We start from the raw sequence: 15,371 nt of genomic DNA on the forward strand, positions 1-15,371 counted from the left end.
ACAGTAGGCGCTTAAGCTCACCATCATGGTCAAAGAAACCGAAATCAAATTGCGGGTCAGCCGCGACACCCTGGCAGCCCTGCGCGAGCACCCGCTGCTGAAGAAGCGCAATAAGAGCGGCTGGGAACAGCGCGAGCTGTTCAATCAGTATTTCGACACGCCCGCCCGCGACCTGGCCCAGGCCAAGGTCGCCTTGCGCATCCGCCGCGATGGCGATGCCTTTATCCAGACCCTGAAAAGCCGTGGCCAGAGTGTCGCGGGCCTGTCCGAGCGCAATGAGTTCGACTGGCATCTGGATCAGGCCGAACTGGACCTGAGCAAGCTCGACGACAGCTGCTGGCCGGCGGCCCTGGCTGACCTGGACAAGAGCCTGCTGCAACCGATCTTCAGCACCGATTTCGTCCGCCAGCGTGCCGACATCGCCTGGGGTCGCGGCAAGGCCAAGGTGGTCATCGAGGCTGCACTGGATCTCGGCAAGGTCATCGCCGGCGAGCATGACGAGGAAATCTGCGAGCTGGAGCTGGAGCTGCGCCAGGGCGAACCCGAAGCCTTGCTGGAGCTGGCCGCCGAACTTGCCGCCGACCTGCCGCTGATGCCTTGCGACATCAGCAAGGCCGAGCGCGGCTACCGCCTGTTCGATGCCAACAGTTACAGCCTCAGCCTGCCAGCCCCCGAGCTGACCGGCGAAATGAGCCTGGATGATAGCTTTGCCGCGATTGCCTGGCACCTGCTCGGCAGCAGCCAGCGGCTGGCCGAGCAATACCGTTTCAATGGCCACTGGCGACTGCTGGTCGACTGGCTTGAACAACTGGTCGGCCTGCGTGCGCTGATCGGCAGCCTCGGCCAGGCGGCACCGCGTAGCAGCAGCAGCGAACTGCGCCAGACCCTCGACGCCCTGCTCCAAGACTGGCGCCCACGGGTCCAGGCCGGTCAACTCGACGATGCCGCGCGCCAGGCCGCGCCCGCGCAGTTCGCCGCCGAACTGCAAGGCACGCGCTGGGGTCAGTTCTCCCTGATCAGCTCGCGCTGGCTGTTGACCAAGGGCTGGACGACCAGCCGCAACAACCGCGGCAACCGTCAGGGCGCCGCACCGCTGGGCAACTGGCTGCCGACCTTGCTGGCCGAGGAAGGCCATGACCTGCAGTTGAACCGCTACCAGAAGCAGCCGGAAGACCTGGCCGAACAATTGCCGCGCATCGAGCGCCTGCTGGCCTGGCTGCGCATGGCCCGTGGCGTGTTGGAAGTGCCGGAAGTCGACCGCCTGTATGGCGAACTGAGCAAGCTGAGCGAACAGGCCAGTCGTGCCATCGACCCCGAGTCACTGGCCGCGCGGCAAGCCCAGGCCCATATTGTGGCCTCGCTGAAAGCCTGGAGAATGCTGGTGAAGTAAGCAGCAAGCAGCAAGCAGCAAGCAGCAAGCCAGTGTGACGTTTATGCATTGGCGCGCAACAGTGTTCGACTTGCTGCTTTAAGCTTGCCGCTTACCGCTATAACCGCAGGGAGTCCCATGTCCGCCATCATCTCGCCCACCGACCGCACCCTCGACCTCGGCGATCTGCTGCGCGAACTGGTCGCCCAGGGCCGGGTCGACCAGGACAGCGCCGAACAGTGCCTGGCGATCCGCCGCAGCGCGGTGAACAACCAGCAGCACCCGCTGGAATTTCTCGCCGCGCAGCAGGTCGACGACCTCAGCCGTCCGGGCCACAAGCACGACCTGGAAAATCTCACCGTCTGGCTGGCGGAGCTCGTCGGCCAACCCTACCTGCGCATCGACCCGCTGAAGATCGATGTCGCCGCTATTACCCCGTTGATGTCCTACGCCTTCGCCCAACGGCACAAGATCCTCGCCGTGGCGGTGGCGCCCGATGCGGTGACCATCGCCAGTGCGCAACCACTGATGCACAGCTGGGAAGCCAACCTGATCCACGTGCTCAAGCGCCCGATCAAGCGGGTGGTGGCCAATCCGGCGGACATCCAGCGTTTGACCGTGGAGTTCTATCGCCTGGCCAAGTCGGTCAGCGGCGCCAGCGTCGGCGACAGCAAGGTCAGCGGGGTCGGCAACTTCGAGCAATTGCTCAACCTCGGCGCCCAGGACCAGGAACCGGACGCCAACGACGCGCATATCGTCAACATCGTCGACTGGTTGTTCCAGTACGCCTTCCAGCAACGCGCCAGCGATATCCACATCGAGCCGCGCCGCGAGCAGGGCAGCGTGCGCTTTCGCATCGATGGCGTGCTGCACACCGTCTACCAGTTCCCGCCGCAGGTGACCATGGCGGTGGTCAGCCGCCTGAAGAGCCTGGGCCGGATGAACGTGGCGGAGAAACGCAAACCCCAGGATGGCCGGGTCAAGACCAAGACCCCGGACGGTGGCGAAGTCGAGCTGCGCCTGTCGACCCTGCCCACCGCCTTCGGCGAAAAACTGGTGATGCGCATCTTCGACCCGGAAGTGCTGCTGAAAAGCTTCGATCAGCTGGGCTTCTCGCCGGACGACATGAAGCGCTGGGCAGACATGACGCGCCAGCCCAACGGCATCATTCTGGTCACCGGACCGACCGGCTCGGGCAAGACCACCACCCTCTACACCACCCTCAAGCAACTGGCGACGGCGGAAGTCAACGTCTGCACCATCGAAGACCCGATCGAGATGATCGAGGGCGCCTTCAACCAGATGCAGGTGCAGCACAACATCGACCTGACGTTCGCCAGCGGCGTACGCGCGTTGATGCGCCAGGACCCGGACATCATCATGATCGGCGAGATCCGCGACCTGGAAACCGCCGAGATGGCGATCCAGGCGGCGCTCACCGGGCACCTGGTGCTTTCCACCCTGCACACCAACGACGCGCCCAGCGCCATTACCCGTCTGCTCGAACTGGGCGTGCCGCATTACCTGCTCAAGGCCACGCTGCTGGGGGTCATGGCCCAGCGCCTGGTGCGCACCCTGTGTCCGCACTGCAAGGCAGCGCATGAGCTCAGCGAAGACGACTGGCAGAGCCTGACCAAACCCTGGAACGCGCCATTGCCGACCGGTGCGCACAAGGCCGTGGGTTGCCTGGAGTGTCGTGATACCGGCTACCGTGGGCGCGCCGGGGTCTACGAGATCATGCAGCTCAACGATGCGATCAAGCCGCTGATCAACGCCGACACCGATCTCACCGCCTTGCGCCGCCATGCCTTCAAGGAGGGCATGCGCAGCCTCAGGCTGTCCGGCGCACAAAAAGTCGCCGCGGGCCTGACCACCATCGAGGAAGTGCTGCGGGTTACGCCGCAGAGCGAACAGCGCTGATACGCGGTGAAAAACGCTCGCCGACTGCGGCCGCTTCCAGCGACCGCTGCGAGGCGCAAATCCTTGCCCGCACCGAACCACTGACAGACCGTGTCGACCGCCGGGCCTTGCTCATTCAGGGCAGTAGCCTGTGGCAGGCCAAGCAGAACGGCCGCAACCGCAGCTGCGGGCCACTCGTCGAGTGCTGCCGAACCCTGCGCGCAGTCAACGCAGGCTGGCGAGCTGGGCCGACTTGCAGTTGAGGTAGGCCGAGCCCTGCAGCCAGTCTTGATCCGGATACCAGGCAAAGATGAACTGGCCACCCTTGAGCTGATCGACCACCATCCGCGCCACCTCCGGACGCACTGCCGGGCAACCGAGACTGCGACCGATCCGCCCCTGACTGCGCGCCAGGCGCGGGTCGACATAGCTGGCGGCGTGGATGACGATGGCGCGCTCGCGGGCACGGTCGTTCACCCCGGGTTCGAGGCCGTCCATGCGCAACGAATAGCCATGCTTGCCGCTGTAGCTCTCTGCCGCGCGGAACAAGCCCAGGCTGGACTGATGACTGTCCAGCGTGTTGGAAAAGTTCGTGGCCAGATTCTCGCCAGACATGCGCCCGTGGGCCACCAGGTCGTTCAACAGCAGCCGTGGCCGCTGCAAATCGAAGATCCACAACCGTCGCGCCGTGGAGGGCTGGGCGTAGTCGATCACCGCCAGGCGCTGTGCCGGCTCAGCACCATGGCTGACCGCACATTGCATGGCTGCCAGCGCATGCTCAAGCACCTGGCGATCGAGCGCGGGCGCGGCGCGCGTGAGGCTGTCGAGCAGGGGTCGTGGCGCGGATTGCGCCGCCAGCCAGGGCGATGCCAGCAGGCAAAGGCCAATCAGGTTGAGGCCGTGCCGGCGAAGTGATTTGATCATGTGCAGCAAGCTCCTGTGTACACTGCGGCAATACTGGCGAATGCCGCGAGTGCCCGTTTTTTTTAGGCGCTCCGGCGTGATACGAACCGACTGCTACAAGCCAATCGACCGCACAGCGGGTCGTTGAAAAATGTAGCGAGCGACGGCAAGACAAAGCTGCTCGACTCGCCTCAGCAACACTGAAACGCCGGCCGCAGAATTTTTCAAAGGCTTGGTGGAGTAAGCACGGAACGGGCGATCATGGACTTCAGCGCGCGATTGTACAAAAAAACCGCACATTTCCTGACCGCCGGCTATCTGCTGGCGATCACGATCCAGGCCTACGGCGCTGATGACAACGCCAGCCAGGCGATCCGCCAGAGCTTCGCGGCGCATCCAAGCGCCTGCGCCTCGACGCTCGCGGCCGCCGAGCAACAGAGCTCCAGTTTGCTGCACGAGTTCTATGCACAAGAGGCCTTCCTCCCACTCTGGCGTGAGCCTAGTCGACGTGCGGCGCTGCTGCATGAGCTGGAACAATTGGCCGATGACGGCCTCGACCCGAACGAGTATCGGCTCGACAGCCTGCGCACCCCGCTGCCGAAGGATATTCAGCAACGCACCTGCGCCGACCTCCTGATCAGTCACAGCTACCTGCAAGCCCTGCAACACTTGTCACGCGGGCGCCTGGCGCAGGAACCGCTGGAACCTTTCTGGCGCGCCCCCGACAGCGTCAGCCCGACACCACGCCCAAGCGTGCTCAGCCTGGCCATGCAGGGTCTCGACAACCTGCCGGCAGCCTTTGCCGCGGCACGCCCGGCCCTGCACCAGTACCAGCAACTGCGCCGCGCCTATGCCGAGCGGCGACGCTTGCCACTCGGCGAGTGGACGCCGCTTCCCAGTGGCCGGCTGCTGCGCCCGGACAGGCGCGATGCACGGGTTCCCCTGCTGGTCGACCGCCTGGTCGCAGAAGGCTATATAGAGGAACCAACTGCGGCCGCCAGCGATCGCTATGATGCCTCCCTGGTGGCCGCAGTGAAGCGCTTCCAGGCTCGCCACGGCCTGCAGGCCGACGGTGTGATCGGCCCGGACAGCCTGACCGCCCTGAACACCAGCGCCGCCGCACGCCTCGAGCAACTGCGGGTCAACCTCGAGCGCTGGCGCTGGCTGGCCGGCGATATCGAGGCCAATACCTTGCTGGTGAATATCGCCGGCGGCCAACTCAGCTATTACCGCGACCATCAGCTGCTGTGGCAGGGCCGTGCCCAGGTCGGGCGCCCGGAACGCCAGACGCCACAGCTAAAATCGCTGGTCAGCCGCCTGACCCTCAACCCAACCTGGACCGTGCCGCCGACCATCATGCGCGAGGACAAACTGCCGGAGATCCGCCGCGACCTCGGCTACCTGGCACTTCACCAGTTGCGCGTACTCGACCGCGCGGGCAACCCGCTCGACCCGACCAAGGTTGACTGGCAGCACCCCGAGGGGATCATCCTGCGTCAGGATGCCGGCCCGAAAAATCCCCTAGGGCAATTGGTCATCCGCTTCGCCAACCCGTTCTCCGTGTACCTGCACGACACCCCCAGCCAGCACCTGTTCAGCAAATCGCCGCGCGCCTTCAGTTCGGGCTGCGTGCGCATCGAAGGCATCATGGAGCTGCTCGATGTCCTGCTGCCAGCCGATGACTGCGCCGAGATCGCACGCCAGCTAGCCAGCGGCAAAACCAAGGAGTTCCCACTGCGCGAGCGTCTGCCGATCGTCCTGGCCTACTGGACCGCCGAGGTCGATGCCGACGGCGAACTGATCTTGCGCAACGACCTCTATGCCCGGGATCAAAAAGTGCTTGCCGCCTTGCAGCGCAACACATACTGATGCACAAGCCGGCCCTCACACGGGGCAAAAACGCGGCCAATAGGCTTACAATCGGCCGCTAACTTACAAGCTCCGCACAAGGAAATACGCCTCATGGAAATCGGCAGTGTGATCTTTCTCTTCGTCGGCCTGGCCGTCGCCGTGGTCTTTATGGGTTTCAAAGTGGTGCCCCAGGGTTCCCAGTGGACGGTCGAGCGTTTCGGCCGCTACACCAACACCCTCAATCCGGGCCTGAACATCATCGTGCCGGTGATGGACCGCATCGGCCACAAGCTCAGCGTCATGGAAACGGTGCTGGATATTCCGCCCCAGGAAGTGATCACCTCCGACAACGCCACGGTGCAGATCGATGCGGTGTGCTTCTTCCAGGTGATCAACGCCGCCCAGGCCGCCTACGAGGTGAACAACCTCACCCATGCGATCCGCAACCTGCTGCAAACCAATATCCGTACCGTACTCGGCTCCATGGAACTGGACGCCATGCTCAGCCAGCGCGACGCGATCAACGAGAAACTGTTGCGCACCGTGGATGAGGCGACCGCGCCCTGGGGCATCAAGATCACCCGCATCGAGATCAAGGACATCAGCCCGCCGGCCGACCTGATGGCCGCCATGTCCGGGCAGATGAAGGCCGAACGGATCAAGCGCGCGCAAATTCTCGAAGCCGAAGGCCTGCGCGCCGCCGCCATTCTCACCGCCGAAGGCAAGAAGCAGGCGCAGATCCTCGAGGCCGAGGGCGAACGCCAGGCCGCCTTCCTCGAAGCCGAGGCCCGCGAACGCGCAGCCGGCGCCGAAGCCGAAGCCACCCGGGTGGTCTCGGTCGCCATCGCTGATGGTAACGTGCAGGCGATCAATTACTTCGTCGCGCAGAAGTACATCGATGCCCTCGGCCAGTTGGCCAGCGCCAACAACAGCAAGGTGATCCTCATGCCGCTGGAAGCCAGCCAGGTGATCGGCGCGGTCAGCGGTATCGGTGAAATCGTCAAAGCCACCTTCGGTGACAGCAAACAGGGTTAAGCGATGTGGGACTACTTGCAGCACCTGTCGTATTGGAACTGGCTGGCCATCGGCACCCTGCTGCTGATCCTCGAGGTGTTCGGCGCGGGCGGTTACCTGCTGTGGATCGGCATCGCCGCCGCCAGCGTCGGCGTACTGACCTACCTGTTCCCGGCGCTGCCCTGGACCCTGCAGTTCATCCTGTTCGGTGCCTTCTCGGTGCTCACCGCAGTGTACTGGTGGCGCCGCCAACGCACCGCCGCCAAACCCTCCGATCAACCGGGGCTGAACCGCCGCGGCAGTGAACTGGTGGGCCGCCAGTTCGTCCTCCATGAAGCCATCAACGCTGGCCACGGCAAGATCAAGGCCGGCGACACCCTGTGGCTGGTCAGCGGCCCGGATTTGCCGGCCGGCAGCAAGGTCAAGGTGATCGGCCAGGACGGCGTGCTGCTGAAAGTCGAAGCCAGCGGGTGAATGCACGGCTCCTCGCGCCGCTAACGGCGGCGCAGGATGGTGCAGCCCTCGACCTGCTCGACCGGGCCTTTGCCGGCGACCCCACCCTCAGTTGGTATCTGTTCGCCGAACGTGCGGGGTTTGCCCAACGCCGCCGCGCCTACCTGCGGGCTTATCAATGCTTTCACCGCGCCAACGGCCTGCCGATCCTCGGCGCCTGGCAGGCCGGCCAGCTGACGCTGGCGGGGCTGCAGCAGTACTACCTGCAAACAGACTGCAGCGACTCGCTGGGTAGATTTCATCCAGGTTCCTGAGCGCGGCTAAACCGACAGGCTTCTGGAACCCCTGGCGGCAACCAGGACTCTCATATAGAGAGAATCATCCTGAGGAGTTACCCCTATGAATCGCCTTGCAGCCTTACTCTTCAGTGCGCTCTTCGTGTTCACTGCGCCGACATTCGCGGACAGCACGGTGCGCGACATCCTCTCGTCCGGCGCGACCACCGCCTCGACCTACCTGACCTTCAAGGACAAGAAGCTGATCGTGCCTGCGCGTGACGATGCCAGCAGCTATGTCGCCAGCGGCGGGGAAATTCGCGGGCCTTACCTGGAAGCGGCGCTCAGGCAATTACGCGCCGAACATCCCGACCTGCAGGCCAGCGACATGCAATTGGCCAGCGCCATCCTCGCCGCCGAGCAGCAGTAGCAGGTCCGCTGGACATGCCGCGGCCGCGTGACCAACCCTGACCAATTGGCGGCCGCGGCGGGTCAGGCCTCGCCCAGCTCGCGGATGCTCTCGCGCAGGTACTCGAAGTCGGACTCGGACAGGCCGACATACTCCAGCACCAACTGCTCGATGCTCTGCCACTCGTGGTCCGCGGCCTGGCCACCCAGCACCCGGTGGCTTTCACAGATGTGCTCGGCCATCTTCAGAATCGCCAACAGGGTCTTCAGCTGCGCATCGCGACCAGAGTCGTCGCTGAAAATCGCCAAGGCGTCGTGGTGACTGGCGATGGCCTCGCACAGGTGCAGCGGCAGGTTCCACGACTTGGCGGTGAAATAGCCGACCACCGCATGATTGGTATTGAGCAGGCGATTCTCGGTGTCGACCACCCGCAACCCGGCATTGGCGCTGTAATAGGCCTCCTCCAGCACCGTCATGAAACCGGGGAAACGCTTGACCATCAGCGGAATCCCGCAGTTATGGAACAGCCCGAGTGTGTAGGCCTCATCCGGCGACTGGTAGCCAATCCGCTTGGCCAGGGTCAGGCAGGTCATGGCCACGTCCTGGGCGGTATCCCAGAAGCGGTTGAGGGTGACTATCGCCTCGTCGCTGAGCTCGCCCTTGATCGACTGGGCATTGATCAGGTTGATCACCGTGTCGCACCCGAGCAGGTTGACCGCCTGCTGGATCGAGGCGATGCGGTTGGTCAGGCCGAAGAACGGCGAGTTGACGATCTTCAACAACGCTCCGGACAACCCGGGATCCTGGCTGATCAGCTTGGCAATGGCCTTCAGGTCGGGACTGGGCATGACCTGCTCCATCTGCAGGTCGACCATGATCTGTGGCTGCGGCGGCACGCTGATGCCTTGCAGGGCTTTGTGGATCTGTTCGGCTGAGAGCGCGTGGGCCATGGCTAGTCGACATTGATGGCAGAAGGCCAGAGTGTAGCCGGATTGCCCCCCACCCGAGCAAGCCGCAAACATTCAGCGGCTCGATGGAAAGCCCGTCCGACCTGCGCCTGCGCTTGGCGAACCAGCTATAATCGCGCTCTTTTTCTGGAGAACACCCCATGTCCCTGCCTAGCTTGCGGCTTAAAGCCAACGCCGATCGACGCCTGCGGGCCGGCCACCTGTGGGTGTACAGCAACGAAATCGATGTCGCCGTCACGCCGTTGCATGGCTTTGCCGCAGGCGATCAGGCGATCCTCGAAGCCGCCGGTGGCAAGCCTCTGGGGGTGGTCGCGCTGAGCCCGAACAACCTGATCTGCGCCCGCCTGCTGTCGCGCGACGTCAAGCATGTACTGGACAAGTCCCTGCTGGTACACCGCATCAACGTCGCCCTGTCCTTGCGCGAGCGCCTGTTCGACCAGCCCTGCTACCGCCTGGTATTCGGCGACTCCGACCTGCTTCCGGGTCTGGTGGTGGATCGCTTCTTCGACATCCTGGTGGTGCAACTGGCCTCCGCCACCATGGAGCGGCACAAGGATGAGGTGCTCGCCGCGCTGATCCAGGTGATCAAGCCGAGCGGCATCCTGCTCAAGAACGACTCCGCCGCCCGCGACGCCGAAGGTCTGGAGCGTTATGTCGACACCGTTTTCGGTGTGGTGCCGGAATGGGTGGCGCTGGAAGAGAACGGGGTGAAGTTCGAAGCGCCGGTGATCGAGGGGCAGAAGACCGGCTGGTTCTTCGACCACCGGATGAACCGTGCACGCCTGGCGCCGTACGTCAAAGGCAAGCGCGTGCTCGACCTGTTCAGCTATATCGGCGGCTGGGGTGTGCAAGCGGCGGCCTTCGGCGCCACTGAAGTGATGTGCGTGGACGCCTCGGCCTTCGCCCTCGATGGGGTGGAGCGCAACGCCGCCCTCAACGGCCTGTCCGAACAAGTTGCCTGCATCGAAGGCGACGTGTTCGCCGCCCTCAAGGAACTGAAAAACGCCGAAGAGCGCTTCGACGTGGTGATCGCCGATCCACCTGCCTTCATCAAGCGCAAGAAGGACCTGAAAAACGGCGAGGCCGCCTACCGTCGCCTCAACGAAGCGGCCATGCGCCTGCTCAACAAGGACGGCATCCTGGTCAGCGCCTCCTGCTCCATGCACCTGCCGGAAGACGACCTGCAGAACATCCTGCTGACCAGCGCCCGCCACCTGGATCGCAATATCCAGCTGCTCGAACGCGGCGCCCAGGGTCCCGATCATCCGGTCCACCCAGCCATCGCCGAGACCCGTTACATCAAGTCGCTGACCTGCCGTCTACTGCCCAACAATTGAGCCCCTGCACCTGCCGAGTGCGTTTCGGCAGGTACCTCCCCCTCCCCGTTGTTGTTACTACTTCTCCCACCCATCTAGCGCAAATCCCAAGCTGAACTAGGCTTAGGAACATGCGCGGCGCAGCCGTGCACGGTTATTGCTGGCTGGCGCGCTTATTGCTTTTGGTTATTTATATAACAGCGGTCCCACCCTCACGCAGGATGGGACCGCTGGCTGAAGCGTTCGGGTGAAAGCCACAAGCTGGACACCTGTTTTGATGGGAAGCTGGGGAGGATTATGGCTGAGCAAGCTGGGGACAAACCGTTTCTACAATTCACCAATGTGAAGAAGACCTACGACCACAAGACCCTGGTGGTCAAGGATTTCAACCTGGATGTGGCCAAGGGTGAGTTCATCACCCTGCTCGGCCCCTCCGGCTCCGGCAAGACCACCTGCCTGATGATGCTTGCCGGCTTCGAGGACGTGACCAGCGGCGAGATCCTGATCAACGGCCGTTCAGTCACCAGCATCGCGCCCTATGCCCGCAACATCGGCATGGTGTTCCAGCAGTACGCCCTGTTTCCACACATGACCCTGCGCGAAAACCTCGCCTACCCGCTGAAAATTCGCAAAAGGCCCAAAGACGAAATCAATACCAAGGTCGACGAGTACCTGTCGCTGGTCGAACTGCTGGATTTCGGCAACCGCTTTCCCGGGCAACTGTCCGGCGGCCAGCGCCAGCGCGTGGCCCTGGCCCGCGCGCTGATCTTCGCTCCGGATATCGTCTTGATGGATGAGCCACTCGGCGCCCTCGACAAGAAGCTGCGCGAACAGATGCAGTTCGAGATCAAGCGCCTGCACGAGCAGCTCGGCTTCACGGTGATCTATGTCACCCATGATCAGACCGAAGCGCTGACCATGAGCGACCGCATCGCCGTGTTCAACAACGGCATCGTCCAGCAATGTGCCGCGCCCCACGTGCTGTACGAGCGTCCGGCCAACCTGTTCGTCGCCGACTTCATCGGCGAAAGCAACAAGCTCAAGGGCACCATCGAGTCGGTTGGCAACGACACCGTCGACGTGCGCCTGGAAGATGGCGGCCTGATCAGCAGCCTGAAGGCCAACTGTTGCGAAGTCGGCCTGCCGACCACCGTCTCGATTCGTCCGGAAAAACTCACCTTCACCGACCGCCTTGGCACTGCCGGCAACCAGGTCAAGGCGCGCTTCGTGACCCGCCACTATGTCGGCGAATACATTCGCTACCACTTCGAGACCAGCGATGGGACCGAACTGGTGGTGAAGAACCTGAACGACAGCTCGGCCCCGCAGTTCAGCCACAAGGATGAGGTCGCTCTGGCCTGGCTCCCCCAAGACAGCCAGGCGCTCGACCGACCAGCTACTTAGACGACGCAATAACCACACAACTAAAAGCAATGGAGCACAGCAATGGCTAGATCACTGACCACCCGCTTTTCCACATTCGCTTTGGCTGCAGCGTTAGGCACGGCCACCTTCGCAGCCAGCGCTGAAGAAAGCCTAACCGTGGTCTCATGGGGCGGTGCCTATGGCGCGGCACAGAAAACCCACATGATCGACCCGTTCCAGAAGGACACCGGGGTCAAGGTGCTGTTCGAGGATTACTCAGGCGGCGTAGCCGAGATGAAAGCCCAGGTCGAGTCCGGCAATATTCAGTGGGACGTGGTCGACCTCGAAGTAATCGACCTCGAGCGCGCCTGCTCCGAAGGCCTGCTCGAGGTCATCCCGCATGAGATCCTGCCGGCCGGTGTCGATGGTACCCCCGCCGAGCAGGACTTCATCCCTGAAGCCCTGTCCAATGAGTGCGCAGTCGGCAATATCGTCTGGTCGGTCGTGTTCGCCTACAACAAGGACACCATCGGTGGCACCGAGGCCGCGTCGATCAATGACTTCTTCGACACCAAAAAAATCCCCGGCAAACGCGCCATGCGCAAACGCCCGCAAGTCAATATGGAGTGGGCACTGCTGGCCGACGGCGTAGCTCCAGCCGAGGTCTACGAGGTGCTGGCAACCCCCGAAGGCCAGCAACGCGCCTTCGACAAGCTGGCCTCGATCAAGGACGATGTGGTCTGGTTCGACTCCTGGTCGCAGGCCCCCCAGCTCCTCAACGACGGCGGGGCGGTTCTGGTGCAATCGGCCAATGGTCGCTTCTATGACGCCATCCGCCAGGAAGGCAAGCCCTTCGTCATCGTCTGGGACGGCCACGTCTATGACCTCGATGCCTGGGCTGTACTGAAAGGCTCGCCGAAGAAAGACCTGGCCTTCAAGTTCATCGCCTACGCCACTGAATCCAAGCCACTGGCCGGCATGTCGGATGTTGCCTACGGCCCGACCCGCAAGTCCTCCACCCCGATGATGGACCCTGCTGCTGCACCGCACCTGCCGACCGCACACCTGGATCAAGGCATCCAGGCCGGTTCGGAGTTCTGGGCGGATTACGGTGAGTCGCTCGGCGAGAAATTCAACGAGTGGCTGTTGAAGTAATACCTGCGTCTGCCCCTCTCCCGCAGAGAGGGGCACTGCCATTGCGCCGTCGAGGAGTCGCTGCTTGTCATCCCTTACCACCACCGAAGCCGGCCAAGCCGCCAGCGCCCGCAGCAAGAAACGCCTGACCGCCTTTCTTTTCGTGGTGCCGTTGCTGGCCTTTATTCTCCTGACCTTCGTTGCGCCTATCGGCAGCATGCTCTGGCGCAGCGCCTATCACCCGGCCGTGGCCGAACTGATCCCACTGACCCTGGCGGAACTGAAGCGCTGGGACGGTAAAGCAGTACCCGATGACACAACCCTGAACATATTTGCTCGCGAGCTGAATGGTCTGGCCAAGGAGCGCCTGTCTGGCAAACTGTCCGAGGAGTTCAACCGCGCCTACACCGGGATGTCCAGCGTGGTCAAATCCACTGCCCGACGCATCGGTCGGCTCAAGCCCGAACAGCTTGAGAGCGAGGGCGCCAAGACCCTGCTGCAGGCCCATCGCAACTGGAGCAAACCCGAGGTCTGGCATGCCATCCAACGTGCGGGCAAGGTCTACACCTACGACTATTACCTGACCGCCCTGGATCTGGAACTGGATCCGGAGCATGGCATCCAGGTGCGTGAAGACACGCAGATCTACCTGCAGCTGTTCGGCAAGACCCTGAACATGGCGTTGATCATCACCCTGTTCTGCGCCCTGCTCGGCTACCCGCTGGCTTACTACCTGGCCGGCCTGCCGGAAAACCGCGCCAACCTGATGCTGGTGCTGGTATTGCTGCCGTTCTGGACCTCCCTGCTGGTGCGTACTACGGCCTGGATCGCCCTGCTGCAGACCAACGGCGTGATCAATTCATTCCTGCTCGGCAGCGGCCTGATCAATGAGCCGTTCGAGATGCTCTACACCTCGTTCGCCACCATCATCGCCATGACCCATATTCTCCTGCCGTTCATGATCCTGCCGCTGTACAGCGTGATGCGCGGCATCGATCCCAGCTACCTGCGTGCGGCCATGTCACTCGGCGCCAAGCCGATTCCGGCCTTCGCCCGGATCTACTTCCCGATGACCTTGCCGGGCTTGAGCGCCGGCGGGTTGCTGGTGTTCATCATTTCCGTGGGTTACTACATCACCCCGGCACTGGTCGGCGGCACCGATGGGCAGATGATCAGCAACATCATCGCCTTCCACATGCAGCGCTCGAACAACTGGGAACTGGCCGCCGCGCTGGGCTCCTTGCTGCTCGGCCTGATTCTCGTGCTGTACTGGCTGTACGACCGTTTCGTCGGCGCCAGCAATATCAAACTGGGATAAGCAGACAATGAAAATCCCCAGCTACTTTGGCTTCTGGCACCACCTCGGCGCCTGGCTGTTGAAAACCAGCTCCTGGATGGTGCTGTTGTTCTTGATCATGCCAATCGTGGTGATCATTCCGCTGTCATTTAACGTCGAGCCGTTCTTCAGCTTTACCGAAGGCATGCTCACCCTGCAGCCGGAAGCCTATTCGCTACGCTGGTACCGGGAAATCTTCAATGACCCGAAATGGATCCTGGCGATCCAGAACAGCTTCCTGATCGGCGCCTGTGCCACCGTACTCGCCACCGTATTCGGCACCTGCGCCGCCGTTGGCCTATCCAGAGACGATATGCCCTACCGGCGCCTCATCACCGCCCTGCTGCTCTCGCCGATGATCGTGCCACTGATCATCACGGCTGCCGGGATGTTCTTCTTCTATTCCGACCTGGGTCTGGCCGGCAGCTACCTGGGCGTGATCCTGGCCCACGCGGCTCTGGGCACGCCCTTCGTGATCATCACCGTGACCGCAACCCTGACCGGTTTCGACTATTCCCTGGCGCGCGCCGCAATCAATCTTGGCGCCAGGCCGTTACGGGTATTTTTCGACATCATCATGCCGCTGATCCGCCCAGGGGTGATCAGCGGGGCGCTGTTTGCCTTCATCACCTCGTTCGACGAAGTGGTGGTCATCCTGTTCATGGCCGGACCGCAGCAACGCACCATTCCCCGGCAAATGTTCTCGGGCCTGCGCGAGCAGATCAACCCGAGCATCCTGGCCATCGCCACCCTGCTGATCCTGATCTCCATCGCCCTGCTGGTAACCATCGAGCTGTTGCGCCGCCGCGCCGAGCGCCTGCGGGGCGTCGAGTTGATCGAATGAGCCGCTCACGCTTTAACTAAGCACTCTGCGCTTTCGCCGCCACACCGCCTGGGCTTAGAATCGACGTTCTCCTGCCCCACCCCAGGCGGATTTTTGAGCCCAGCCGAGCCGGCGCCGACCCCGCGCCAACCTCCGCCCCAGCCCGGCAAATGGTCACTTCCGTTTGCCATGGGCCTGAACCCAGCTCAACATACGCACCAACAGCCCGTTGCGCGCCCAGTGCTGTCGCCCACAC

The 15,371-nt window shown here is 63.0% G+C and carries 14 protein-coding genes; 12 read left to right on the forward strand and 2 right to left on the reverse strand.

Annotated features, from left to right (window positions below; genetic code table 11):
- The first annotated feature begins 25 nt into the window (after positions 1-25).
- Both LJY18_RS04200 and LJY18_RS04205 read left to right on the forward strand, forming a co-directional pair.
- On the forward strand, positions 26-1,390 hold the full coding sequence (locus LJY18_RS04200; protein ID WP_238040536.1) for a CYTH domain-containing protein: 1,365 nt from the start codon (positions 26-28) through the stop codon (positions 1,388-1,390).
- Positions 1,391-1,507: 117 nt separating this feature from the next.
- A complete protein-coding gene (locus LJY18_RS04205) occupies positions 1,508-3,289 on the forward strand; it encodes a GspE/PulE family protein (protein ID WP_238040537.1) in 1,782 nt (593 codons plus the stop codon).
- Between the two features lie 204 nt (positions 3,290-3,493).
- On the opposite strand, the gene LJY18_RS04210 is transcribed toward LJY18_RS04205, so the two are convergent.
- Entirely contained in the window at positions 3,494-4,192 is a 699-nt protein-coding gene (locus LJY18_RS04210; RefSeq protein WP_238040538.1) for a murein L,D-transpeptidase catalytic domain family protein, read from the reverse strand.
- Between the two features lie 240 nt (positions 4,193-4,432).
- Between LJY18_RS04210 and LJY18_RS04215 the strand changes: the two genes are divergently transcribed.
- The 5 genes from LJY18_RS04215 to LJY18_RS04235 all read left to right on the forward strand — a co-directional run bounded on the left by LJY18_RS04215 (position 4,433) and on the right by LJY18_RS04235 (position 8,194).
- Positions 4,433-6,040: a L,D-transpeptidase family protein gene (locus LJY18_RS04215; protein WP_238040539.1), complete on the forward strand. Its 1,608-nt coding sequence runs from the start codon at positions 4,433-4,435 to the stop codon at positions 6,038-6,040.
- Between the two features lie 93 nt (positions 6,041-6,133).
- Complete coding sequence (locus tag LJY18_RS04220; protein WP_238040540.1) at positions 6,134-7,057, forward strand: SPFH domain-containing protein; 924 nt, start codon at positions 6,134-6,136, stop codon at positions 7,055-7,057.
- Between the two features lie 3 nt (positions 7,058-7,060).
- The gene (locus tag LJY18_RS04225; RefSeq protein WP_238040541.1) at positions 7,061-7,510 is read left to right on the forward strand and encodes an NfeD family protein; all 450 of its coding nucleotides are present in this window, start codon (positions 7,061-7,063) and stop codon (positions 7,508-7,510) included.
- Positions 7,507-7,803, forward strand: a complete 297-nt coding sequence (locus LJY18_RS04230) for a hypothetical protein (RefSeq protein WP_238040542.1) — start codon at positions 7,507-7,509, stop codon at positions 7,801-7,803. Before LJY18_RS04225 ends, LJY18_RS04230 begins: the two co-directional genes overlap by 4 nt.
- An 85-nt stretch (positions 7,804-7,888) precedes the next feature.
- On the forward strand, positions 7,889-8,194 hold the full coding sequence (locus tag LJY18_RS04235; RefSeq protein WP_238040543.1) for a DUF2388 domain-containing protein: 306 nt from the start codon (positions 7,889-7,891) through the stop codon (positions 8,192-8,194).
- 62 nt (positions 8,195-8,256) lie between these two features.
- Here the strand turns inward: LJY18_RS04235 and LJY18_RS04240 are convergent, their stop codons facing one another.
- Positions 8,257-9,069 (reverse strand): HDOD domain-containing protein, encoded by an 813-nt coding sequence (locus tag LJY18_RS04240; RefSeq protein WP_238041112.1) that lies wholly within the window; start codon positions 9,067-9,069, stop codon positions 8,257-8,259.
- Positions 9,070-9,281: 212 nt separating this feature from the next.
- Here LJY18_RS04240 and LJY18_RS04245 point away from each other — a divergent pair, with 212 nt between their 5' ends.
- The 5 genes from LJY18_RS04245 to LJY18_RS04265 all read left to right on the forward strand — a co-directional run bounded on the left by LJY18_RS04245 (position 9,282) and on the right by LJY18_RS04265 (position 15,136).
- Positions 9,282-10,478 carry a class I SAM-dependent rRNA methyltransferase gene (locus tag LJY18_RS04245; protein WP_238040544.1) on the forward strand — a complete coding sequence of 399 codons (1,197 nt, stop codon included), beginning with the start codon at positions 9,282-9,284 and terminating at the stop codon, positions 10,476-10,478.
- 276 nt (positions 10,479-10,754) lie between these two features.
- A complete protein-coding gene (locus LJY18_RS04250) occupies positions 10,755-11,861 on the forward strand; it encodes an ABC transporter ATP-binding protein (protein ID WP_238040545.1) in 1,107 nt (368 codons plus the stop codon).
- A gap of 42 nt (positions 11,862-11,903) precedes the next feature.
- Complete coding sequence (locus LJY18_RS04255; protein ID WP_238040546.1) at positions 11,904-12,977, forward strand: ABC transporter substrate-binding protein; 1,074 nt, start codon at positions 11,904-11,906, stop codon at positions 12,975-12,977.
- Between the two features lie 64 nt (positions 12,978-13,041).
- Positions 13,042-14,274, forward strand: coding sequence for an ABC transporter permease (locus tag LJY18_RS04260; protein ID WP_238040547.1), 1,233 nt, complete (start codon positions 13,042-13,044; stop codon positions 14,272-14,274).
- A gap of 7 nt (positions 14,275-14,281) precedes the next feature.
- The gene (locus LJY18_RS04265; RefSeq protein ID WP_238040548.1) at positions 14,282-15,136 is read left to right on the forward strand and encodes an ABC transporter permease; all 855 of its coding nucleotides are present in this window, start codon (positions 14,282-14,284) and stop codon (positions 15,134-15,136) included.
- Positions 15,137-15,371: the final 235 nt, after the last annotated feature.

The sequence above is a fragment of the Pseudomonas sp. MMS21 TM103 genome (assembly GCF_022132145.1).
Taxonomy (GTDB): Bacteria; Pseudomonadota; Gammaproteobacteria; order Pseudomonadales; family Pseudomonadaceae; genus Aquipseudomonas.